At 35.6% G+C, this 24,267-nt stretch carries 23 protein-coding genes and 1 pseudogene; 15 read left to right on the forward strand and 9 right to left on the reverse strand.

The genetic code is table 11. From position 1 onward, the window contains the following. Window positions 1–160 precede the first annotated feature (160 nt). Window positions 161–523 (reverse strand): hypothetical protein, encoded by a 363-nt coding sequence (locus RHO11_07145; protein WVD60285.1) that lies wholly within the window; start codon window positions 521–523, stop codon window positions 161–163. A gap of 10 nt (window positions 524–533) precedes the next feature. After that, entirely contained in the window at window positions 534–2,213 is a 1,680-nt protein-coding gene (locus RHO11_07150; GenBank protein ID WVD60286.1) for a hypothetical protein, read from the reverse strand. A gap of 339 nt (window positions 2,214–2,552) precedes the next feature. Between RHO11_07150 and RHO11_07155 the strand changes: the two genes are divergently transcribed. From RHO11_07155 to RHO11_07165, 3 genes are all read left to right on the forward strand, one after another. Then, window positions 2,553–3,614: an alpha/beta fold hydrolase gene (locus tag RHO11_07155; GenBank protein ID WVD60287.1), complete on the forward strand. Its 1,062-nt coding sequence runs from the start codon at window positions 2,553–2,555 to the stop codon at window positions 3,612–3,614. A 281-nt stretch (window positions 3,615–3,895) separates the two neighbouring features. After that, window positions 3,896–4,297 (forward strand): GFA family protein, encoded by a 402-nt coding sequence (locus tag RHO11_07160; protein ID WVD60288.1) that lies wholly within the window; start codon window positions 3,896–3,898, stop codon window positions 4,295–4,297. A 2-nt stretch (window positions 4,298–4,299) separates the two neighbouring features. Next, window positions 4,300–4,716, forward strand: a complete 417-nt coding sequence (locus tag RHO11_07165; protein WVD60289.1) for an NUDIX domain-containing protein — start codon at window positions 4,300–4,302, stop codon at window positions 4,714–4,716. Window positions 4,717–4,748: 32 nt separating this feature from the next. On the opposite strand, the gene bamE is transcribed toward RHO11_07165, so the two are convergent. Further along, window positions 4,749–5,123, reverse strand: a complete 375-nt coding sequence (bamE, locus tag RHO11_07170) for an outer membrane protein assembly factor BamE (GenBank protein WVD60290.1) — start codon at window positions 5,121–5,123, stop codon at window positions 4,749–4,751. Between the two features lie 131 nt (window positions 5,124–5,254). Then, window positions 5,255–6,358, reverse strand: a complete 1,104-nt coding sequence (locus RHO11_07175; protein ID WVD60291.1) for an extracellular solute-binding protein — start codon at window positions 6,356–6,358, stop codon at window positions 5,255–5,257. Window positions 6,359–6,806: 448 nt separating this feature from the next. Between RHO11_07175 and RHO11_07180 the strand changes: the two genes are divergently transcribed. The 10 genes from RHO11_07180 to RHO11_07225 all read left to right on the forward strand — a co-directional run bounded on the left by RHO11_07180 (window position 6,807) and on the right by RHO11_07225 (window position 19,616). After that, window positions 6,807–7,757: a Kdo(2)-lipid IV(A) acyltransferase gene (locus RHO11_07180; protein ID WVD60292.1), complete on the forward strand. Its 951-nt coding sequence runs from the start codon at window positions 6,807–6,809 to the stop codon at window positions 7,755–7,757. Window positions 7,758–7,934: 177 nt separating this feature from the next. Then, entirely contained in the window at window positions 7,935–10,997 is a 3,063-nt protein-coding gene (fdnG, locus tag RHO11_07185) for a formate dehydrogenase-N subunit alpha (protein WVD60293.1), read from the forward strand. Between the two features lie 18 nt (window positions 10,998–11,015). Then, complete coding sequence (fdxH, locus tag RHO11_07190) at window positions 11,016–11,984, forward strand: formate dehydrogenase subunit beta (protein ID WVD60294.1); 969 nt, start codon at window positions 11,016–11,018, stop codon at window positions 11,982–11,984. Next, window positions 11,974–12,651, forward strand: coding sequence for a formate dehydrogenase subunit gamma (locus tag RHO11_07195; protein ID WVD60295.1), 678 nt, complete (start codon window positions 11,974–11,976; stop codon window positions 12,649–12,651). Before fdxH ends, RHO11_07195 begins: the two co-directional genes overlap by 11 nt. 128 nt (window positions 12,652–12,779) lie before the next feature. Then, window positions 12,780–13,703: a formate dehydrogenase accessory protein FdhE gene (gene fdhE / locus RHO11_07200; protein WVD60296.1), complete on the forward strand. Its 924-nt coding sequence runs from the start codon at window positions 12,780–12,782 to the stop codon at window positions 13,701–13,703. Window positions 13,704–13,738: 35 nt separating this feature from the next. Then, window positions 13,739–15,625 carry a tetratricopeptide repeat protein gene (locus tag RHO11_07205; GenBank protein ID WVD60297.1) on the forward strand — a complete coding sequence of 629 codons (1,887 nt, stop codon included), beginning with the start codon at window positions 13,739–13,741 and terminating at the stop codon, window positions 15,623–15,625. A gap of 70 nt (window positions 15,626–15,695) precedes the next feature. Continuing rightward, window positions 15,696–16,679: an ABC transporter substrate-binding protein gene (locus RHO11_07210; GenBank protein ID WVD60298.1), complete on the forward strand. Its 984-nt coding sequence runs from the start codon at window positions 15,696–15,698 to the stop codon at window positions 16,677–16,679. A gap of 145 nt (window positions 16,680–16,824) precedes the next feature. Beyond that, window positions 16,825–17,811 carry an ABC transporter substrate-binding protein gene (locus RHO11_07215; protein ID WVD60299.1) on the forward strand — a complete coding sequence of 329 codons (987 nt, stop codon included), beginning with the start codon at window positions 16,825–16,827 and terminating at the stop codon, window positions 17,809–17,811. A gap of 63 nt (window positions 17,812–17,874) precedes the next feature. Then, window positions 17,875–18,825: an ABC transporter permease gene (locus RHO11_07220; protein WVD60300.1), complete on the forward strand. Its 951-nt coding sequence runs from the start codon at window positions 17,875–17,877 to the stop codon at window positions 18,823–18,825. Beyond that, entirely contained in the window at window positions 18,822–19,616 is a 795-nt protein-coding gene (locus RHO11_07225; GenBank protein ID WVD60301.1) for an ABC transporter ATP-binding protein, read from the forward strand. The genes RHO11_07220 and RHO11_07225 overlap by 4 nt, the downstream gene beginning before the upstream one ends. A gap of 37 nt (window positions 19,617–19,653) precedes the next feature. On the opposite strand, the gene RHO11_07230 is transcribed toward RHO11_07225, so the two are convergent. Both RHO11_07230 and RHO11_07235 read right to left on the reverse strand, forming a co-directional pair. Continuing rightward, window positions 19,654–20,631, reverse strand: a complete 978-nt coding sequence (locus RHO11_07230; protein ID WVD60302.1) for a hypothetical protein — start codon at window positions 20,629–20,631, stop codon at window positions 19,654–19,656. A 67-nt stretch (window positions 20,632–20,698) separates the two neighbouring features. Then, window positions 20,699–21,673: an MFS transporter gene (locus tag RHO11_07235; protein WVD60303.1), complete on the reverse strand. Its 975-nt coding sequence runs from the start codon at window positions 21,671–21,673 to the stop codon at window positions 20,699–20,701. Between the two features lie 139 nt (window positions 21,674–21,812). On the opposite strand from RHO11_07235, the gene RHO11_07240 reads away from it, so the two are divergent. Continuing rightward, window positions 21,813–22,319, forward strand: coding sequence for a helix-turn-helix domain-containing protein (locus tag RHO11_07240; protein WVD60304.1), 507 nt, complete (start codon window positions 21,813–21,815; stop codon window positions 22,317–22,319). A gap of 121 nt (window positions 22,320–22,440) precedes the next feature. On the opposite strand, the gene RHO11_07245 is transcribed toward RHO11_07240, so the two are convergent. The 3 genes from RHO11_07245 to RHO11_07255 all read right to left on the reverse strand — a co-directional run bounded on the left by RHO11_07245 (window position 22,441) and on the right by RHO11_07255 (window position 23,585). Beyond that, complete coding sequence (locus tag RHO11_07245; GenBank protein WVD62863.1) at window positions 22,441–22,800, reverse strand: integrase core domain-containing protein; 360 nt, start codon at window positions 22,798–22,800, stop codon at window positions 22,441–22,443. A 27-nt stretch (window positions 22,801–22,827) separates the two neighbouring features. Continuing rightward, window positions 22,828–23,178 carry an IS3 family transposase gene (locus RHO11_07250; protein WVD60305.1) on the reverse strand — a complete coding sequence of 117 codons (351 nt, stop codon included), beginning with the start codon at window positions 23,176–23,178 and terminating at the stop codon, window positions 22,828–22,830. Between the two features lie 107 nt (window positions 23,179–23,285). After that, the gene (locus RHO11_07255; GenBank protein WVD60306.1) at window positions 23,286–23,585 is read right to left on the reverse strand and encodes a transposase; all 300 of its coding nucleotides are present in this window, start codon (window positions 23,583–23,585) and stop codon (window positions 23,286–23,288) included. A gap of 75 nt (window positions 23,586–23,660) precedes the next feature. Between RHO11_07255 and RHO11_07260 the strand changes: the two are divergent. Continuing rightward, a pseudogene (locus RHO11_07260) lies at window positions 23,661–24,236 on the forward strand (IS3 family transposase). The last annotated feature ends 31 nt before the right edge of the window (window positions 24,237–24,267 follow it).

Raw genomic sequence — 24,267 nt, forward strand, 5'->3', positions numbered from 1 at the left:
TTGTTTGATATGAATCAACAATTAAAAAATGTCCGCTCTCTCCAGCTCTAACGCCCACAATAGTTGACTGATTTTTAATACTTAATTTTCGTTCACAATACAGACTTATTTAGGTTTGGAAAATAACAATTCAACTTTTGTATATTTATCAGTAGTTTTTTTAAATTAATGTTTCACCATCAAGTAATACAATAATATTTTCTCTTCCCAACTCTTTTCTTAAAAGATCTGCCATTTCTGATGTATTCAACTCAGGGAAGCTTTTATCATTCACTGATATTAAAAAATATGACTTTGGATCCTTAAAGTCAAATTCCTCACAAATTAACAAATCAGATTCTTTTTGATATTTTTCGAGAGGATCAACTATTAACTCGAGCTGCTGGCGAGTTAAAACCTCATCAGCGGTATATATAAGATATGAGTGATCAAATATGTAATTATAGTTTGATTTAATTACATTTAGTTTAGATTGTAATAAGTTACCATCCAACTTTGTATAACATGTAATATCTATTGCCATTTTACTGTCCTTACTTAATTTTTACTATTTTTCCAGATTGATCTATTACAATAACTTTATCTAATCCTTTTATTGGCCAATCTATGAACTGTCTTTGTAAATCAATTACTGTCGCTTTCGAATCAGCTAGATTAATAACAACACTGTTTGTTTGACCTTTCTGTACTTTTTTATCTACTTCTCTCCATATATTTCTGATATTGCTAGAACTAGGTGCATAATTATCAAATATTTCACCATTAATTTTGTAATCAGGATTTTTAGCTCCAGATGTAATTGGATTTTGTTCAACATGATATCCGTTCTGAGAAAGTATCTTTGCTGTCTCATTTTCTCTAACTAAAGATCGTATATTCTCTGCTGTCGCATTTGACGGTAGTTTAGTCTGAAAACCAGTTAAAGAACCACTCATCTCTTTTTGCTCAGTTGATTCAGTTTGCTTTATTGGCTCAATTTCAACCTTTTCAGCCTCAAGTTTATAAGTTCGCCGTGTTGGAATTCGGGTGATTAAGGTGCGAGTTAACGTATTTTTAATAATCCGAAACACGATAAATAGCGGTTCAAGTACCGAACCTAACGCCAATCCTTCCAGACCATTTTTGAACCTAGCCTCAGCATTGCTATCATCCGGATGAACAGATAAATAGTCAAGGACCACTGATTTTAAACCAGCATCTTTCGCTAAAAGATCCGATATTCGATGTTCCATAACAGGCGTTACGGTAGCGTTGACGACACCAAATGCAGCCACGCCACGACTATATTGCCCAAATGTTGACACCGGTTTGATATAGCTGAACCCGGCTAAATCGAGTAAATAAAATCCAGTGATAAAGGCACTGACTGAACGAATTAGCTCGCCGCCTTGTGTCTTCGCTGGCATCAATTTACTTCCACCCGATGAATTAGGGGAGAAATATTTTGACAGACCTAAAACCTGATACAGTTTTGCTATGGGCACCACTTCTGCCAGATGAAAATCATTTATTGCATCAAGGGAAGATTCCATCGCATCAACGCTACCCGCAAGTATCTGACTATGATAGTCTAAAGGTGTATAATACCATGAACGGTATTCTTGGGTTTTAGAAAATGCCACATCCACCAGAAAAACTGTATCTTCTGGGATTTCAACATAAGCATGACCCAATGCATCAAGCTGACCTTGTGTAACTATTTCACCTGTTTTGCTATTGAATAAAGTAAATGGCTCATTAGCAACTCCAGTAACTTCAAACTCAATCCAATTAGTTGGGTCTTCCATGTAACTCACTAAGAACTGCTCATCGGTCAAATAGGTCATTTTTTCAGGAATAACCGTAGGCTGGACAGGCTCATAATCACTACGTGTCACGGTTTCACGCAATAAGACAATATGCTGATTTTTTAATCCGTCAATCAGTACTTTACGCTGCTCAGATAATGATTTTAGATAATGACCCGCGCCATATTGATTAGCAAGTAAATCAAAAACTTGTGATAATCCATGGCAACTATCCGAATACGTTAAACAATGGTCAATAATCGACTGATAATCATCTTCATCAAAGTAACTGACCTGTTGGAGCTGTTTCGCTTTTCGAACTGAAATAGAAAAGGTTTGATAGCGAAAGGGATTTGGGGAATCAATCTCTCGGATAATTTCAATCCATTCCTTTCTACTTATAAACCAGTATTTATTGTCATTCATTGATGATGAGTTATTATTTTTAGATTGATTAAGTCTATGAAATTTAAGTAATAAAATCAAGTTTATTTATTCTATTTGCGTTAACTAAATAGATATAATAATTTTCACTAATTATAATGAATATTATTATCCTTATTTTAGTCATATTAATCCTAGCCATATCTACTACTACAGTGATATTTATCATCATCGACAAAACGTGATTAGTGTCACAATGTAATCATCTTCTACTTTGGTTTAGACGATTTTACCTTTAAGTTAAAGTACTCAGACGTAAAAATAGCTAAATCGGTTTCTATCTCGATTAAACAAGATATAAATACAAAGGAATCTTAGATTATGGCAACAATCAAAAAACTTTTTTTAATTATTATATTAGCAATAATCCCTGTAATTGGATTTGCAGCCGATTTTCCTAATATGAAGGAAGGTGACTACGTTATTAAGAATTTTAAATTTAATGATGGAAGTACTATTGATAATTTAAAAATACATTACACGACGATAGGTAATCCTGACGGGCAACCAGTATTAATTTTACATGGAACTACTGGTAATGGTAAATCAATGCTAAATGAAAGCTTTGGAAACGCATTGTTTGACAAAGGAATGCCTTTAGACGCTGAGAAATATTTTATTATTCTACCTGATTCTATTGGTACTGGTGGATCATCAAAACCATCGGATGGTTTACAAGGTAATTTTCCTCATTACGACTATACCGATATGGTTAATGCTCAATATGAACTACTAAAAAATGGCTTAGGCATAGAGCATTTAACATTGATTATAGGTAATTCAATGGGCGGCATGAACACTTGGAAATGGGTCACCATGTATCCTGATTATATGACTGCAGCAGTCCCAATGGCGGCAACTCCAGCACCAATGTCTAGTCGAAATTGGATTATGAGAAAAATGGTTATTAATGCGATCAGAAATGATCCACAATGGAATAATGGTTTTTATACCCAGCAACCAGAAGCTTTTCAGACTGTCTATAATTATTATAATATAGCAACCAATGGCGGTGATATAGCTTGGCAAAATCAAGCTTATAATACTGAAATTACTGAAGAGATCTTGAATAAACGACTTCAGAATCGAGTAGTAATGGATACCAATGATTTTTTATATCAGTGGGATGCAGCGAGAACATTTGATCCTAGCAATGATTTGATGAAAATAAAGGCATTCGTTTTAGCGATCAATTCTGCTGATGATGAAAGAAATCCACCAACAACTCAACTAATGGAAAAAGCCATAGAAAAAATTCCACATGCCAAGTACTATTTAATACCGGCAAGCGATAAAACCAGTGGGCACAGTACAACAATGACTGCTGATTTATGGAAGGGGCAGTTGACTCAATTTTTAAATGAGATCTCGTCGAACGATTAATTTTCATAAAAACGATCGCTTAAGCTCATTTAAAACTAATCATTTATAGATAAGTCTTTCGATTTTGTTAATCTCTATATAATAACAGTATTGAAAGACTTACCTTTTTATTATTGAATAGAAAACTGACTATCTAAAAGACATATAGCGATAACATAAATTATGGGGATCACTCCCCTTGTTTAAGTAATGTCATATCAAAATAAAACAGCTAGTCATAAATAATATTTGACGATATGCTAACAGCACAGATATTCAATTCAAATTAGTTGGGTGCAGATATGTTAACGGGCAGTTGTTTATGTAGCAAAATTCATTACCAAATAGATATGGATAACAATATTAATGAACTGATTTTTTGTCATTGTCAGCGTTGTCGAAAATGGAATGGTTCTGCATTTAATTCAGCCATGGTAGTTGCCGCAGAAAAGCTACAAATATTAACCGGGCAAGAACATATTAAAGCATTCTCAACTAATGGCGTAAACCGTTATTTTTGTGAGCAATGTGGTTCAAATCTCTTTACATCTCGAGACAATATGCCTAATGTGTATCGTTTTCGAGTTGGTTCACTTGATACACCAATTTATCCGATAAAAAAAATTCATATTTATACTGGTTCAAAAGCAGAATGGGATTCAATTTGTGATGGTGGTATTGAATTTAACGAGGGAATGAAATAGCAATGGATTTGAGTAAGATTATTGATATTGCTGCCGCGATTATTACCGATCAAGATGGTCAAGTGCTATTGGTAAGGAAACAAAATTCTATTTACTTTATGCAAGCTGGTGGAAAAATTGAGAGAGAAGAAAAACCGATACAAGCACTTATCCGTAAACTGCATGAAGAGCTAGGGTTAGTCACTAAACCCAACGAATTAACATACATTAGCGAGTATTTAATGCCAGCAGCTAATGAAGCAAATTATCATATCAGAGCACATTTATTTAGTATCGTAATAAAAAATACTATTTTTACTGCACAAGCAGAATTAGCTGAGGTTGGTTGGTATAGTGTTGAACAAACAAGAGCGCTTATTTTAGCGCCATTAACTAAAGAAGTTATTTTACCTTTCATCGAAAAAAATAAACCCGCTTAAATAGCGGGTAATGACAAGTATCTTGAGTGTTGTTATTGCGACAAGTCAACACTATCCATCTTTTCAAGAGTCGAATCTTTATAAGCAGACGTTTTTATATCAGACACAATCCCTTTTTGATCAAAAATGATGGTATATGTTTCTTGGCTAATTGGCCCATGTTGTGGGTTTTGACGAAAAACATAGTACCAAACATTATCATCAAACAACGAACCCAATACTGGCGTTCCCATAATATAAAGAACTTGTTCTTTCGTTTGACCCACTTTTAACTGCTCTACAGCTTGCTGAGTAATATAATTACCTTGATTAATATCAGGTCGATAAACCCAGCTATCTAAAAATGAACACCCACTTAATAAAAAAGCGGCAGTAATAAATATAATACTTGAACGATGTAAAGACATTAATCAAAATCCACTGTTACAGATAATAGTGCATATTATCGCTGATATTTTAACTAAACGCCACTTGTAATTAATACAAAAAAACCGATCGTTATTTGATCGGCTTTTATCCTACTTTTACGCTAACATTCTTAACGATCTGTAAGAACTTTTGTCCAACTACGAGTCATCAGCTTATCGATTTTAGGGGGCATAACCTGCAATGAAAAAAGTTTATTCATTGTTTCAGCTGACGGATAAATAGCTGGATCATTTTTGATTCGCTCGTCTAAATAAGGCTGTGAATTTTTAACAGCATTAGCATAAAAGACGTAATTACTGATACTAGCTATAACTTGAGGTTCCATCAAATAATTTAAAAAAGCATAAGCTTCATCAATATTTTCAGCATCTTTAGGAATAGCAAAAACATCAAAATAAGCAATCGCTCCCTCTTTTGGAATATAATACTTAACATTTACACCATTATTCGCATCTTTAGCAGCTTGAATTGACTGCATGATGTCACCTGACCACCCAATCGCAACACAAATATCGCCATTAGCTAAGTCATTAATAAATTTAGAAGAGTGAAAATAAGTGACAAATGGTCGTAATTTACTTAAATGCTCAGTCGCTACTTTATAATCCTCTGGATTTTGGCTGTTAGGATCAAGACCTAAGTAATTTAAAACAGTCGGAAATATTTCAGTTGGTGCATCTAAAAATGCCACACCACAACGAGATAGTTTTTTTAAATTATCAGGATTGAGTACTAAATCCCAACTATCAACAGGGGCATCCTCACCAAGAATTTTTTTCACTTTATCAACATTATAACCAATACCTGTTGTTAACCACATATAAGGAATCGCATAGCGATTATCAGGATCATGCTTAGCAAGCATTGCAAGTAAGTTTTCATCAAGATTATGATAGTTAGGTAATTTACTTTTATCTAATGGTGCAAAAATACCGACCCTAGCTTGACGATCTAAAAAGCTATCAGAAGGAACCACTAAATCAAAGCCGGTATTTCCAGCCATAAGTTTACCTTCTAATACTTCATTTGAGTCAAACACATCATAAACAACTTTGATGCCGGTCTCTTTCTCAAAATTAGTTAATGTATCAGGAGCAATATAAGACGACCAGTTATAAATGTAGAGTTGACGATCTTTGGCAGAGCCCATGAAAGAGATGACAAACAATATTAAAGCTATTGCAGCTTTTAACCAATTAAAAATATTAAACATCCGCACGATCCTCAAAAGTGTGCAAATTGAATAACAATTCGATTTTATTCCGATAGATAAAAAGCGAATCCATCGCTTTATCAACAGCGCTTAAAGATATTATCGTAATTAAATCAAACCCAAACCCTGATGGTAAGACAAGGCACGGTAAGCGCGAGCCAAATAGCAGAGATATTTGATAAAAGGGAACCACCCTCGCTTTACATCGCAAAGAATACTTTGATATTCCAGTTTTTACTAGTCTTTTTTACATCAAAATAGAAAATATTTTTTCCCTTTTAAATCATTATGTTATTCGATAATATTTAGGATATTAAATAACTAACAAGTCGCATTTATGAGGATACTTAAAATTGCACAATAAATGTTGTCACCGTCTCAATAATTTATTTTTTATGGATTATGTATATAATAGTAACCTCAATTATTTAGACCAACAGAAAATAGCATGAGCAGTAATCAAGAAATTCGCGCCAAGTTTAGCAAGCAACTACTTCATCCTCGTTATTGGTTAACGTGGTTTGGGCTAGGCGTTTGGTATATTATCGTTTTGCTTCCTTATCCTATACTTTACCAGCTAGGTAAAGGGTTAGGACTACTCGCTAGTAAAATAATGACAAAACGGTTATCAACAGCGAGACAAAATATAAAACTCTGCTTTCCTGATATGTCAAAATCAGAACAAGAACAACTATTACGAGATAATTTTATATCAACTGGAATGGCGGTTTTTGAAACAGGTATGGCTTGGTTTTGGTCAAATAGAAGACTAAAAAAATATTGTAAGATTATTGGTGATGAATATATCACACAAAAACAACAGGCCGGACAAGGTGTTCTACTGATCGGTGTTCACTTTTTGACTCTTGAACTTGGAGCAAGAATACTGGGTATGAGCCACCCAGGAGTTGGTGTTTATCGTCCTAATGATAATCTGGTCATGGATTATGTACAATTAAAAGGGCGATTAAAATCGAATAAATATATGTTAGACCGTTACAATACTAAAGGAATGATACGAGCCTTGAAAAAAGGTGAGCTCGTTTGGTATGCTCCCGATCATGATTATGGTCCCAAAAATAGCGTATTTGCCCCTTTCTTTGCTGTAGAAAAAGCGGCTACAACAATTGGTACTTCTATTTTAGTTAAACTAGCACAGCCTGCTATTATTCCATTTACGCCAAAACGCGAACCTAAAGGGCAATATACCGTCTCGGTCACTCCACCACTTGAAGATTATCCTTATAATGATGAATATGCCGCAGCTACTTTTATGAATAAAGTGGTTGAACAACAAATTTTACAAGCACCTGAACAATATATGTGGTTACACCGCCGATTTAAAACTCGCCCAGAGGGTGAACCATCACTCTATTCAGATAAAGTTCAAAATGATTAACCTATACTTATATGAATAATTAGATTATTTGATCCAAATCAAATAATCTAATTTTAAATCTTTTTTTACTTTATTTTATTCCATAGAACTATTATCATTATCTAGATAAGGGATTCTCCCCCAAAATAAAATAAAAAGTAAGCAATCCAACAATGTCATTCTCTTTAAGGAGTTCATATGCTATTTAACCGTAGACAGTTCTTTAAGATCTGTGCGGGTGGTATGGCTGGAACCACTGTAGCTACCTTAGGTTTTGCACCTAATGTTGCTCTTGCGCAAACACGTCAATACAAATTATTAAAATCCAAAGAAACTCGTAATAACTGCACATACTGCTCCGTTGGTTGCGGCATGTTATTATATAGTCGAGGTGATGGTGCAAAAAATGCTATTTCTTCAATATTCCATGTTGAAGGAGATCCTGATCACCCAGTAAGCCGCGGTTCACTTTGTCCAAAAGGTGCTGGAGTATTGGATTACATCAAAAGTGAAAATCGAGTCAAATATCCAGAGTATCGAGCACCAGGTTCAGATACATGGCAAAAAATTACTTGGGAAGATGCAATTGATCGTATAGCTCGATTAATGAAAGCCGATCGCGATAAAAACTTCATTGAAAAAAATGCTAAAGGCGATACCGTTAATCGTTGGACGACAACAGGTTGGTTAGTAACCTCTGCTGCAAGTAATGAAACAGGTTGGTTAGCGTTTAAAATAGCTCGAGCAATGGGGATGTTAACTCTTGAAACTCAAGCTCGAGTATGTCATGGCCCATCAGTATCAAGCTTAGCTGCAACATTTGGGCGCGGCGCGATGACGAATAACTGGAATGACATAAAAAATGCTAATGTTGTTATTGTTATGGGTGGTAACTCAGCTGAAGCGCATCCAGTCGGTTTTAAATGGGCAATCGAAGCCAAAATTAATAATGGTGCAGAGTTAATCGCCATTGATCCTCGTTTCCAACGAACGGCATCTGTTGCTGATAAATACGTACCAATTCGTTCAGGTTCTGATATTACTTTTCTACTTGGTGTAATTAATTACTTAATTACCCATGATGAAGTTAATCATGACTACCTATTAACACATAGTAATGCTAGCTTAATTGTTCGCGAAGATTTCAATTTTGATGAAAATAGTGGCCTCTTTAGTGGCTATAATGCAAACGATCGTAAATATGATCAATCTAGTTGGGCTTATCAAACTGATGCCAATGGTTATGCACTACGTGACGAAACATTAGAACACCCATACTGTGTATGGAACTTATTGAAAAAACATGTTAGCCGATATACACCAGAAGTTGTTAATAATATAACGGGTACACCAACTGATGACTTCCTACATGTATGTAAATCATTAGCAAGTACAAAGACGAATGATCGCGCTGCAACATTTTTATATGCTTTAGGTTGGACACAACATACCTATGGTACACAAATTATTCGAACAGCAGCAATGGTCCAATTGCTACTCGGTAATATTGGTGTTATGGGTGGAGGGATCAATGCCTTACGCGGTCACTCTAATATTCAAGGTCTTACCGATGTTGGTCTATTATCTAATCGCTTACCTGCTTATCTTGATTTACCAAAAGATAGCCAAATCACATTAGAACAATATTTAGCAGAAAAAACGCCAAAACCACTTGGACCAAGTGAAGTTAACTTCTGGGGCAACTATCCTAAGTTTTTTGTTAGCTTTATGAAATCAATGTATGGCGATAAGGCGACTAAAGACAACAGCTGGGGATTTGACTGGCTACCTAAGTGGGATAAAACCTACGATGTATTACAATTTAGTAAAATGATGCGAGATGGCGATGCAAATGGCTTTATTTGCGAAGGCTTTAACCCGCTTGCAGCATTCCCGGATAAAAATAGTGTTCGTGAAGGTTTATCAAAACTTAAGTTTTTAGTTAGCATTGATCCAATGCCAACGGAAACAGCTGAATTTTGGAAAAACTATGGCGAATCTAATGACGTTGATCCAACTGCAATTCAGACAGAAGTATTTAGACTTCCAGCCAACTGCTTTGCTGAAGAAGATGGTACGATTGTAAACTCATCTCGTTGGCTACAATGGCATTGGTCTGCTGCTGAGCCACCATTTGATGCTAAACATGATCCAGAAATTATTTCACGAATATTCCTAAGAATAAAAGAGTTATACCAAGAAGAAGGCGGCGCATATTCTGATCCAATACATAATCTAGTATGGGATTATAAGAAACCAGAAGAACCTTCTGCTGAAGAGCTTGCTAAAGATTATAATGGACGAGCATTAGTCGATCTTAAAGATGCTAATGGTAATGTATTAGTTAAAAAAGGTCAGTTACTCAGTGGCTTCTCACAATTAAGAGACGATGGTTCAACATCAAGCGGAATCTGGATTTTCTGTGGTTGCTGGACAGAAGAAGGCAACTTAATGGCGAGACGAGATCCTGCGGATCCATCTGGTAAAGGTATACATTCTGGTTGGGCATGGGCATGGCCGATGAACCGTCGAGTTCTATATAATCGCGCCTCAGCCGATCGCAATGGTAAACCATACGATCCAAGTAGAATGCTAATTGAGTGGAATGGGTCAAGTTGGGCAGGTAATGATATTCCTGATTTTACTGCAACGTTATCTCCAGAAAAAGGCGCTGGTGCATTCATCATGAACAATGATGGATTAGGTGGTTTATTCTGTTTAAATCGTTTAGTCGATGGACCATTCCCTGAACATTATGAACCATTTGAAACACCAATTAGTACTAACCCGCTACATCCACAACAAGTGAGTAGCCCAGCAGCTAGAGTGTTTAAAGAGGACTTAGAACGTTTAGGTAACGCTGATCAATTCCCTTATGTGGGTACAACTTACAGTATTACTGAGCATTTCCACTTTTGGACTCAGCATGCACGCTTAAATGCAATTATACAACCAGAGCAATTTATCGAGATTAGTGAACATTTAGCCAATCAAAAAGGGATTGGGCTTGGTGACACAGTCAAGATTAGCTCAAATCGTGGTTATATTAAGGCAAAAGCGGTAGTCACAAAACGTATGCCGACGTTGACCGTTAATGGTAAAGAGATTGAAACAATTGGTATTCCAATCGTTTGGGGCTTCACTGGACAAACCAAAAAAGGTTTCTTAGTTAATGAATTAACACCACATCTTGGTGATGCTAATTCACAAACACCAGAATATAAAACTTTTTTAGTTAATGTTGAAAAAGTCTCAGCATAGTTAATAGGAAACCAAATTATGTCATTACAAACACAAGACATTATAAGACGATCTGGCACCAATTCATTAACGCCAGCACCAAGAGCTCGAGATTATCAACAAGAAGTTGCTAAACTCATTGACGTTACAACTTGCATCGGCTGTAAAGCTTGTCAGGTAGCTTGCAACGAATGGAACGATTTACGCCCCGAAATTGGTAATACAGTTGGTGTTTATGATAATCCAGCAGATTTAGAACCCAAAGCATGGACCGTTATGCGATTTTCAGAAGTTGAAGTTAACGGTAAATTCGAATGGTTAATTCGTAAAGATGGTTGCATGCACTGTAGTGATCCTGGCTGTCTAAAAGCTTGTCCTGCAGAAGGCGCCATTATTCAGTACGCTAATGGGATAGTCGATTTTCAATCTGAACATTGTATTGGATGTGGTTACTGTGTTGCAGGCTGTCCATTTAACGTGCCAAGAATTAGTAAAGAAGATAATCATGCCTATAAATGTACACTGTGTGTTGATCGAGTTGCTGTTGGTCAAGAACCTGCGTGTGTAAAAACTTGCCCTACCGGAGCAATTCACTTTGGTACCAAAGCGGATATGATTAGTCATGCAGAAAAACGTATTATGGATTTAAATAGTCGTGGTTACCATAATGCAGGCCTGTACAATCCAGATGGTGTAGGCGGAACTCATGTTATGTATGTATTACATCATGCAGATCAGCCAAATCTTTATCATAACTTACCAAAAGAGCCTCATATTAATGAGATAGTGAAATTCTGGAAAGGCGCTTGGAAGCCACTTTCAGCAGCCGCTTTTATTGCAACATTTGCCGGTTTAGTCTTCCATTATATGGCAGTTGGTCCGGTACAAGTTGAAGAAGAAGATATTGAAAACGAAAAGATAGCTGATCAAGAAGCTCGCCAAAAAGCGATCGAAAAAAAATCATCAGAAACATCAGTAAACAATAAGGATGATCATAATGAACACTAAAGATATGATTTTAAGAACCCCTTTAATTGTACGATTTTGTCATGTCTTTATTGTGATCCTTTTTATATTAACGGCGTTATCTGGCTTATCGTTATTTTTTCCATCAATTAAGGCGTTCGGATTAGTTTTAGGAACTCCACAATTAGTAAGAGAATTGCACCCTTTCCTAGGGTGCATCATCTTTGTTCTATTGATGTTTATGTTATTAAAACTTGCTCATCATAATATTCCAGATAGAGATGATGTAAAGTGGATGAAAAGTATCAATAAAGTGATTGCAGGAAAAGAACCTGAAGATATTCCAATTGGTAAATATAATGCTGGCCAGAAATTTTTATTCTGGTGCATTATGAGCTTGATTTCAATCCTACTTATTACTGGATTAATCATGTGGCGTCGTTACTTTGCTGAATATTTTTCAATTGATATTATTCGTATCGCGATTTTCTTTCACTCAGTTGCGGCAATCGGTTTAATTCTTCTCATTATTGGTCATGCTTATATGGCAATTTGGGTTAAAGGATCGATTAAAGGAATGATTACTGGCTATGTTTCAAGAGCTTGGGCCCGTAAAAATCATTCAAAATGGTATAAAGAAGAGATGCACAAAGTTTATCAAGCAGAACTAGATGCTCAGGCAACTACAAGCAAAAGTGATAAACAGTAATATCGTCATATCATATTTGGTATATAGTATGGAACAGTTATCTGTTCCTTACTTACCACTCTAAACAGTTAAAATACAGATCTAGTCATATAACCTGTTAAATACTAACTCACAATAATAGGTCGAACATGAACATAAAAATTATTCCTCAGGCACAACTTGAAAAGCAAAGTAATAAAGTCAGCATTATCCGTCAAACGCCACTGCTTTTTTATCCTAATCCACAGACCCTGTATAGCCATAGGGCTAAGCGTTTACAAACATTAACTGCAACAAGTCCTTTTAGTAATTACCTAGACTTCTGTGAAAAAATTGTTACAGCGCAAGCTAAACTACTTGAAACAAAGCCGATAAAAATCGATTTAACAGACACTGTGGCCTCTGCAACGGCCAATAATTTAGCGCCATTATCAATCAGCCACTATCCGCTATCCACGCAATGGATGGACTATATGTATCCGATTATGGATGCAGTAATCGATGTTAATGATGCAATAAATAGTACAATACATGATTTAAAAAATAATACTCAAGATGAGCTTCTTAATAAGGCAACCGCATTACTTACGGACCAACTGGCTACAGTGGATAGTAAGGAATCACTATTTATCTGGTCAGCTCTCTCCCTATACTATTGCCAATTAGCAAGTCAATTACCCGGTAAAGCTGTTTCACAATCAAGCCAACAAAACTGGTTATGTCCTGTTTGTGCAAGTAGTCCCGTCGCTAGCGTTATTCATATGGGAGATAATATTGGCTTGCGTTATTTACATTGTAGCTTATGTGAAAGTGAATGGCATGTACCGAGAGCACAATGCACAAATTGTGATAACTTAGAAAATATCACTTATTACTCACTAGACAATGAACTATCAGCAATCAAAACTGAGTGTTGTGAACGCTGCCATAGTTATCTAAAAATATTTAGTCAAGAAAAAGAGCCTCACCTAGATATTATTGCTGATGATATTGATTCTTTGCTGCTAGATATGGAAACAGAAAAACAACAATTTGCTAAAAGTGGTATAAATCCTTTATTATTTTCAGCATAATAACCATAAATATCTGATATAAGTGAATAGAGCTTATGCTTAAAAGATTAGCCCTTGCATTTTTAATGACGAGTTCCTGTGCTTTTTTCGTTCAAGCGGAAGATATTGATATTCCGACAGAATTACATGCAATGACGAGCGCTCAAGCTCAATTTGAATTTGCGTTACAGCATGATCAACATAGTTCATCTAAAAAAGATGATCAAATCGCGTTCTATGGCTATTTAATGGCAGCAGAACAGGGTCATAAACAAGCGGCATTTAATCTAGCCTATTTCTATGAAAATGGCATTGCAACAGAAAAAAATCTTAACAAAGCACTATTTTGGTATAAAAAATCAGCATCAGATAAAATTGTTGCGGATAATAATGATCAATATAATTTTTTACCTTATTACTTAGCTGCTGCACAGCAAGATTATGCCTATGCGCAATACCGACTTGCTTATCTTTATCAGGAAGGAACGAACAAACAAGATATTGATATTAAGCAAGCCATATATTGGTATGAGAAAGCAGCTACATTAGGCTATGTTAATGCGATGAACTCTCTTGGCTATCTTTATGAAACTAATAAAGAGATTGGACCAGATTATAATACAGCCTTTTTCTGGTACCAAAAAGCGGCTAATTTAGGAGATAGTATTGCACAATATAACTTAGGATTAATGTTTCAATATGGTAAAGGTAGAGATGTCGACTATTTACAAGCCATTCAATGGTATCAAAAATCAGCAGAACAGGGTTATGCTGACGCGATGTTTAGAATTGCATACCAATATGATATTGGTAAAAATGTTCCTCAAGATTACCAGCTAGCAATACAATGGTATACAAAAGCAGCAGAATTAGACAATCCTGATTGCCAATATAATTTAGCGTTAATGTATGAATATGGTAAAGGAACTGATATAGATTTTACCAAGGCATTTTATTGGTATAAAAAAGCAGCTGAAAATGGTGATTTAGATGCAATGAATAGTGTTGGCTACGCTTATGAGGTCGGTGAAGGTACTAAAGAAAACTATGAAGCCGCACTATATTGGTATAGCAAATCTGCAACGCAAGGAGAAGCCAAAGCGCAATTTAATCTTGGTCTAATGTATCAATATGGTCGAGGGACGAATATTAATCCAAACAAAGCGTTGTTATGGTATACGTTATCCGCTAAACAAAATTATCCAAGAGCACTCTTCAAATTAGGCTATTTATATGAAAATGGTGATTTAGGCCTAGTACAAGATTATAAACGCGCTTTTTACTACTACAGTAAAGCTGCTGATGTAGGTGAAAGTGCATCAAAAAATAATCTTGGCTATTTATATGAAAATGGTTTCGGTGTAAAAGAAGATTTATCATTAGCTTTATATTGGTACCAACAGGCTGCAAATGAAAATGATAGCGTAGCACAATATAATCTAGGTTTATTTTATCAGTTCGGTAAATTAGTCGATAAAAATAAAAATCTAGCTTTATACTGGTATAAAAAATCTGCAGATAACGGTTATATATATGCAACAACCGCAATTGGCGATCTCTATAGTACCGATTTTCACAATCAAAACGAAGCTATCAAATGGTATATGAAAGCCATAGAACAAGGTGAAACATCCAGCGCCAATCAACTTGGTGTGATTTATCAAGATAAAAAAGATTATGTAAAAGCACTTTACTGGTATCAACAAGGTGCTGAGAGCAAAGATAGAATAGCCCAATATAATTTAGCGAGTCTACTTTATTATCAAAATAAGAAAGAGTATAAATTAATTGAAGCTTATGCTTGGGCTTACACAGCAGAACAAAATGGCGATAAAGATGCAACCGAACTACTAAAACTAATCGGGAAAAAATTATCAACAGAAGGTCGAGAACAGGCAAAATTACGAGGATTAGATTATTACTTAAAATATAAAAATGAATAAAAATACTTAACATTTTATTTTATTCAGTTACAATAGCATTATTGTTGTACTAGTTCACGGATACAAAGAAATGTTAAACAAATTGTTAAAATCAATAATATTAGTCAGTACTATTATTATCACAAGTTTTACCTCATTTATGACTTACGCCAAAGAAGTTAAATACGTTGCAATCACTGCTATTGTCGAGCATCCATCTCTTAATGAAATTAGAGATGGGGTAAAAGATGAACTAATTGCGCAGGGCTATAAATTAGGTGACGATCTTATTGTCCAGTATCAAAGTGCTCAGGGTAGCAGTGCTAATGCGGCACAAATTGCCAAACAATTTGCGGCCAATAAACCTGACGTAATCGTTGCAATAGCGACACCAAGTGCTCAAGCTGTAGCCGCATCAACTAAAACTATCCCACTTGTTTTTGCCGGAATTACGGATCCAGTAGCGGCAAAACTTATCAAATCATTTGCCCCTACAGGTACAAATATTACTGGTGTATCAGATTATCTTGAGCTAGCCCCACAGATAGAATTTATGAAAAAAATAGTGCCTAACGTACGTTCTGTTGGATACATTTATAGCCCAGGTGAAGTTAATTCAACTATTGTCCTAAAAAACTTAGAACAACTATTAGCTGAGCAAGGCATCAAAATTATTGCAGTCCCAGCGCAACGTACAGCTGATATTCCTACGGCAGCAAGTGCGCTAAAAGGTAAGGTTGATTTAATTTATACAACAACTGACAATAATGTCGTGTCAGCTTATGAATCATTAGTTAAATTTGCTAATGAAAATAAAATTCCGTTATTAGCGTCTTTCCCTGATGCAGTGGAGCGTGGAGCTGTTGCAGCATATGGAATGAGTTATTACGATGTAGGGCGACAATCCGGTAAACTTGCTATTCGTATTCTTAATGGAGAAAAACCTGGAAACATTGCTCCCGAAAAGGGTCAAGAGAGCCACCTGGTAATCAATCTTGCGGCGGCAAAGCGCCAGGGTATCACATTATCAGATGATGTGATCAATTCTGCACAGCAGATCATTCCCGAGAAATAATCGACATTAGTTACTGCTTTCTACTCAAGGGTGTAAATTAATATTTACACCCTTATTTATTTATGTTACTAGATAAAGAGTAAAATTTGTTTTATATTAATCACTCTACATTTTTTATTGTAATTATAACGTTACAGGAGATAAAATGCGTGATTTAAAAAAACACCTGTGGTCATCATTGATGATGGCTATTACTATATTAGTAATGCCATTTACACTATTTGCGGCTGAAGAACCAGTCAAATTTGTTGCTATTACAGCCATCGTTGAACACCCCGCTTTAGATAATGTTAGAAAAGGGGTCGAAGATGAGCTAAAAGATAATGGTTATATTGTAGGTAAAAATTTAAAACTACAATATCAAAGCGCACAAGGCAGTAGTGCTAATGCCTCTCAAATAGCGAAACAATTTGTATCGAATAAACCTGATGTTATTGTCGGGATTGGCACTCCTAGTTCACAAGCATTAGCAGCAACAACCAAAACGATTCCGATTGTATTTACTGCAGTTACCGATCCCGTTATTGCTAAATTAACACCAAGTTGGGAAGCATCAAAAACCAATGTTACCGGAGTTTCTGATGCTTTATCATTAGACACTCAAATTGATATGATGATGAAAATAAAACCTGACTTAAAAACCATTGGTTATATTTATAGTCCAGGTGAAGTCAATTCAACAATTGTCTTAAAACAACTTGAAGAAATTTTGACACCGAAAGGAATTAAAATTATTGCGGCCCCGGCTCAACGAACAGCTGAAATTCCAACTGCCGCGAAAAGTTTAAAAGGTAAAGTAGATCTAATTTATACCACTACCGACAATAATGTTGTTTCCGCTTATGAATCACTAGTAAAAGTAGCGAATGAAAGTAAAATACCATTAGTGGCCTCAGATCCCGATTCAGCACCACGAGGCGCAATTGCAGCCTTAGGCATGAGCTACTATAATTTAGGTCGACAAGCTGGTAAAATAGTCATCCGTATTTTAAATGGTGAGGCCCCTGGCGATATACCACCACAAGTTGGAAATACGACTGAGTTAGTCATCAATACTAAAGCAGCTGAACGACAAGGTGTCGTATTGTCAGATGAAATACTAAGCATGGCAGCAGAAGTTGTAGATAAATAACGTTATATACCAGTACACTACCGCTTAATCTAGGTGGTAGTACAAAAGATTTAGGATAATTAAATGTCATTTGAATTTTTTTTAGGCTCTCTAGAGATTGGCCTTATTTATGCATTAGTCAGTCTTGGAGTCTATATCTCCTTCCGTCTACTCGACTTCCCTGATTTAACCGCTGATGGTAGCTTTCCTCTTGGTGGGGCTATTTGTGGATTATGTTTATATATTGGCGTTGATCCTTGGATTGCCACTATATTTGGTACTCTCGGGGGATGTATTGCTGGAATGATCACAGGCTGGCTATATGTCAAACTCAATATTCTACAACTGCTATCAAGTATTATCGTTATGATTGCCTTGTACTCAGTTAACTTACGTATTTTAGGACTAGCACCTTATATTATGGGAGAAACCTCAAGAATGGCGGGTTCACCTAATTTACCGTTACTCGGTGCTGAGACTATTTTTTCACCGTTTATTAATGCCAGTTACACCAATCAATATATCGTACAACCAATGATGGTTTTAGTTTTTGTGATTGTATGTTGGTTACTACTTAATCGTTTTTTAAGTACGCAAAAAGGGTTAGCATTAAGAGCAACAGGAACCAATGCTCGTATGGCTAAATCACAAGGAATTCCGACGGGTTCAACTATTATTTTAGGTATGGCCATATCCAATGGGCTAATCGCACTTGGTGGAGCGCTATTTGTACAGACACAAGGAGGGGCAGATATTACTATTGGTGTGGGTACCATTGTGATCGGTCTTGCTTCGATCATTATTGGTGAAAGTATCTTCCCGGCTAAACGCATGTGGGTTATTACCCTATCAGTGATTTTCGGCTCAATTATATATCGTTTATTTATAGCAGTAGCGCTAGGTAATGAACTATTACAGAATATTGGTATCGGTACAGAAGATCTAAATTTAATAACAGCAATCCTTGTCGTTCTGGCGTTAGTCTTACCTAAACAGGTAAAAAAATTACTATATAAGCGAGGGAAAGCGGTATGATTAAAGTTGAAGAGTTACAACTTACCTTTAATGCTGGTACACCAATTGAAAACCACGTACTACGAGGATTAGACCTCAATATAAAACAAGGTGAATTTGTTACCATTATTGGTAGTAATGGCGCGGGGAAAAGTTCCTTACTCAATGTCATTAGTGGTGATCTGATCGCTGATTCTGGTTACGTTATCATTGATAATCAAGATGTTTCTCGTTTACCTGCTTGGCAACGAGCCGGCATGGTGGCACGTGTGTTTCAAGACCCGATGGTTGGGACCTGCGGTAATTTGACTATTGAAGAAAATTTAGCGCTAGCTTATAACCGCGGTAATAAGCAATCGCTGAAACCAGCATTAAACCGCCATCTGCGAGAGTTATTTAAAGAAAAGCTCACTATTCTTGATCTTGGACTAGAAAATCGCCTTGCAGATATGATGGGACTACTTTCAGGTGGGCAGCGACAAGCAGTAAGTTTACTTATGTCCACACTACAACCCTCTAAAATTCTATTGCTTGATGAACATACCGCAGCGTTAGATCCTAAAACGGCAAAATTTGTTCTGGAGCTGACCGCTCAAATCGTTGAAGAGAGTAAACTCACTACAATGATGGTAACTCACTCGATGAAACAAGCCTTAGAATATGGTACTCGTACGGTCATGCTACATCAAGGAAAGGTCGTTTTAGATGTCTCAGGTGAAACGCGACAACAAATGACAGTTACCGATTTACTCTCGATGTTTGAAAAAACGCGAGGGGAAGAAGTTACTGATGATGCGTTATTATTAGGATAGAAATAAATAACCGCGGTAAATACCGCGGTTGTTTTACTTAAACTGATGGTTGAACATTATCTGATAATTGATTTAAATAACTCTGAACTATCACAATAGCAATTGGTAAAAAAAAGAAACTTAATAAAATCAATGCCCACCGACTACGCTTCTTTTGCAATAAATACTCATCTGTCACATCAGTCAAATTAATCAACATAACAGGGATAGCAAAAGGAACTAATGCTGAGCACCATCCTGCTGCTTTCGGTGTTAATAAACGTGCAGATTGACTATAATTCCGAATATCACGATGAGCCCTTACGCACCAATAAATAATATAAAAAGGAATAAATACCGATAGCAGAAAAAGATTCATGAGACTATGTTGATCTTTTTTAATACATGGCGTTTTTCTAATAGGCGGAGCTTCATTGAATAGTGTTTTTCTCACAGGTAAAAGAAATAACATACCAATAATAACTTGAATAATTAAATTGAAAAATATCGGATGGATATCCCCTGTTCGTTCCATAATCAATGATGCAGATATCGGAGATGAAAAGTTAGATATAAAATTACTAAATAATACCAGACCAAACGATAAAACAAAAAATTCGACACTATCTACAGCTTTAGCTAATATTGCTGAAATTAATAAACTTATTGCAGAACCAAGTATACCAATAATAAAAATAGTGATAGAAATAATCATCAAATTATCAATATAGTAATATGTAATCAGTAATGCGATAATAATAACGCTAGCATATAATTGTAAAAAATAATAACTTTTTTCTCGGCTAGCAATCCAAGCTGGAATAATTGATAACACAGTAACAATATAAAAATTGCTACTTAAAAGTATCACCCCTATTTCTGAAAATTCATATCCATATGTATGTCTAATATAGACTGGTAGATAAGATGCAATAAAGTACTTAAAAGACACTATAGAGAAAGAAAAAATAATCAATCCCCAAAATCGATAACTGCTCACTAAATCAGCCCAAGTCCAACGAACACTGCTTTCCATTTAAAATTTCCTTATAAATATAATAAATACGATTACAAATAATGTTATTACTTTTTTATTTATGCGACTAATCATGAGAGAGTTGACGATTATCTGTAATACTCATAAGTTGATTTAATCTATCTTGCACTATAGCAACCGCAATAGGTAACAAAAAAATGGTTAATAAAATAAGTTTCCATCGACTACACTTATCCAATAAACAAGCATCATCAATAGCATCATTCAAATTAATCAACATTACAGGGATAGCAAAAGGAACTAACAACGAACACCAACCTGCAGCAAATGGTGTTAATAAACTTGCTGATTGACTATAATTACGAATATATTGATGTGTCCGAATACACCAATAAATAAAATAGAAAGGAATAATAGCAAATAATAAAAAAGTCAAAATAGGATCATGAGAGAGTTTAATCCCCCCTTCTACTTGTCTTATTCTTGGAGCTTCATTGAATAATGATTTGTTGGTTGGTAATAAAAATAGTACTGCTATAACAATTATACCCGTACAAACAAGAAACGTATCTTTATATCCGAATGTACTAATAATATATACAAGTAGCGGGGGGATAATCATCACTGTTGCTGATGAGATAGATATAAGGCCAAATACCAAAACAAAACACTCAATACTATTAACTGCTTTAGCAATATTTGCTGCAATAAGTAAACCTGATGCACTAAAAAATAATCCCATCAAAAAAGAACAAACCAGCAAAACAAAAAAATTGGTAGTAAAATAGGCCATTAATAATGCAAGAATAATAAAGAGTGCAAATACATAAAGAGAATAATAGCTTTTTGCCCTACTTGCTATCCATGCAGGAACAATACCAAACAAAATACCCAAAGCCCTAATGATAAAAATTAACCCCGATTCCTTAGCGGAAAGATAGAGATCCTCCTTAAGATTCGGTAAAACAAATGACAATAACATGACGGTAGGCGATATACAAATCGTAAATATAATTAAGCCCCAAAACCGATAGCTACTGACTAGATCGGCCCACGTCCAACGAATATTATTATTTTCCATAGAAATATTCCTATTTTTCCTTATATAAAAAACATTTAGTTAATCGTTAATTTTATCTTTATTTTTATTATTAATAAATAAACCGATAAATTTGAAGAGACCCCCAATAGTTGGACAACCAATTACAGGGGGTCTTTTTATGTCAAAATACAGTCGAGATTTAAAAATTATCATTGCTAATGAATTCTTAGCAGGAGAATCGTCCGAAACACTTTCAAAAAGGTATGCTATTTCTTCTCGCCAAATAAGGTATTGGTCGCAGGTAGTGGCGATTCATGGTGATAAATCCTTTCAATCAACAGCCCATTTACGTCACGCACAAGCCAGATTACAGGCCCTAAAATTAATGTGGACAAATGATTGGTCTCTCGGGCACACCAGTGCTATGCTTAATTTAGCCTCTCCTGGGCTTTTATTCGTTTGGCTTGATAGATATCGTGAAAAAGGATTCAGCGGGCTTGAGTATCAATCTAGAGGAAAACCATCCATGAAACCATCACGTATTGTATCGACTCATTGTAATGATGAAAAAACAGTTGAAGAATTAAAAGAAGAGATAGCTTATTTACAAGCGGAAAACGCTGTTCTAAAAAAGTGGGAGGAGCTAAGACAAACGAAACGACAACAAACAAAGAAAAAACGTTAGTTGTTTTAGCGCTTAAATCTCAATATCCCTTAAAACATTTGCTGTCAGTAATACAGCTAGCAAAAAGTGTATTTTATTATCATGTTAATAGTGTAACGGTCAACAAAAATTGGAGAGCTTCTTAGGCAGTTTTTAGTAAATTATGTTCAAATTCTGCTGGTGAAATAAATCCAAGTTTATAATGTCTTCGTTTTTGATTATAAATCGGTTCGATATAATCAATAATATCGCCCATCGCTTGCTCTCTTGTTATATAATCTCGATAATTAATTCTTTCTGATTTTAATGATCTAAAAAATCGTTCAGTAACGGCATTGTCTAAACAATTTCCAGCTCTACTCATACTAAAGGTAATTTGATGATATGATAATAACTGTTGAAATTGTTCACTACGATATTGAATCCCCTGATCACAATGAAATAAGGTAGGGCATTTTCCTTTTCGACGCTGTATCGCCATGTTTAGTGCCTTAACCGTCAGTAAACTGTTTGGCTTTTCAGAAAAGGCCTATCCAACAATACGCCTAGAGCATAGGTCCATCACGACAGCCAGATAGAGCCAACCTTGCCTTGACCGAATATAGGTAATATCGCCAGACCAATAGCGATTAATCGTTGCTGGATTAAATTGTCGATTTAAATGATTGGGTGCCAGTAGCGATGATTTACCGCCACGAGGATAGGAATGCTGTTTAGGCCTTTTAGCCACTAGGCCTAATTTTCTCATTAAGCGTCGGACCTTATCTAAACCAAGCTTAAACCCTTTTTTAACCAGTTCAACTAACATTCTTCTTTTTCCATATATACCGTCCATTTCGTTATGAATTGATTTTATGGCAATTTCAAGCCTAGTATTCATTAATTTACATGCGCGATGTTTAATTCGATAATAAAAAGTACTCGGTGCTAATGATAAACACCGACAGATTTGAGCGGTTTCATTTCCTGCCTTCTTCAGTATTAACGCTATTTGTTGCTGCTTGTCATTTCGATGGCGAAGAAGGCTGAAGCCTTTTTTAATAACTGATTATCACTTTGCAACTGCTTAACTTGTTTTTCTAAAGCTTGTATTCGTTTTTGTTCAGCGGTCAGCGCACTACTTTTAGGCGTAATACCTTGTCGTTCTTTTCTATATTGTGTTACCCAACGCCCAATTGATGAAATACTCACATTCATTGTTTTTGCTGCATCTTTATGTGCATAACCATAATTAAGAACGAGCTCTGCACATTCTCGTTTAAATTCACTACTTAGTTGTCTTGTCACGGGGTAATCTCCTTAGTTGATGGTTTATCATACCGCTAAGTATGTCTCCAAGAAAAGTATACCGTTACATCAACAGTAAGACCCAAAAAATATCGCTCTTATCGTGGCGAGATGGGTAAAACGGCACCCAATCGTCTTAAGAGAAAATTTAAAGTGTCAAAACCGAATAAAAAATGGGTAACCGATGTCACTGAATTTAAAGTCAATGAACAGAAAATTTATCTATCGCCCATTATTGATTTATACAACCAAGAGGTGATTGCTTATAGTGTGGCTAAGAATGCACGTTTGACTTTAGTCACCGATATGCTTAAAAAAGGGATATCACGATTAAAAAACAAACAAAACCCCTTGCTACATAGTGACCAGGGCTGGCAATATAGAAATCCTATTTATCAGAAGCAACTTGCTGATAATGGTATAAAGCAAGGTATGTCAAGAAAAGGGAATTGCTTAGATAATGCTGTTGCTGAAAACTTTTTTGGACTATTAAAATCAGAAATGTATCATGGGCAACATTTTAAAGATGCGGATGAATTGATTGAAAAAATAGAAGAATATATAGAATACTACAACACGAAACGGATTAAAGTTAAATTAAAAGGCCTGACTCCGGTAGCATACCGAAACCAAGCCTTACGAGCTACTTAACTAAAGTGTCCAACTTTATGGGGTCACTTCA

It is taken from the genome of Orbaceae bacterium BiB, from assembly GCA_036251205.1.
GTDB classification, from domain to species: Bacteria; Pseudomonadota; Gammaproteobacteria; order Enterobacterales; family Orbaceae; genus Orbus; species Orbus mooreae.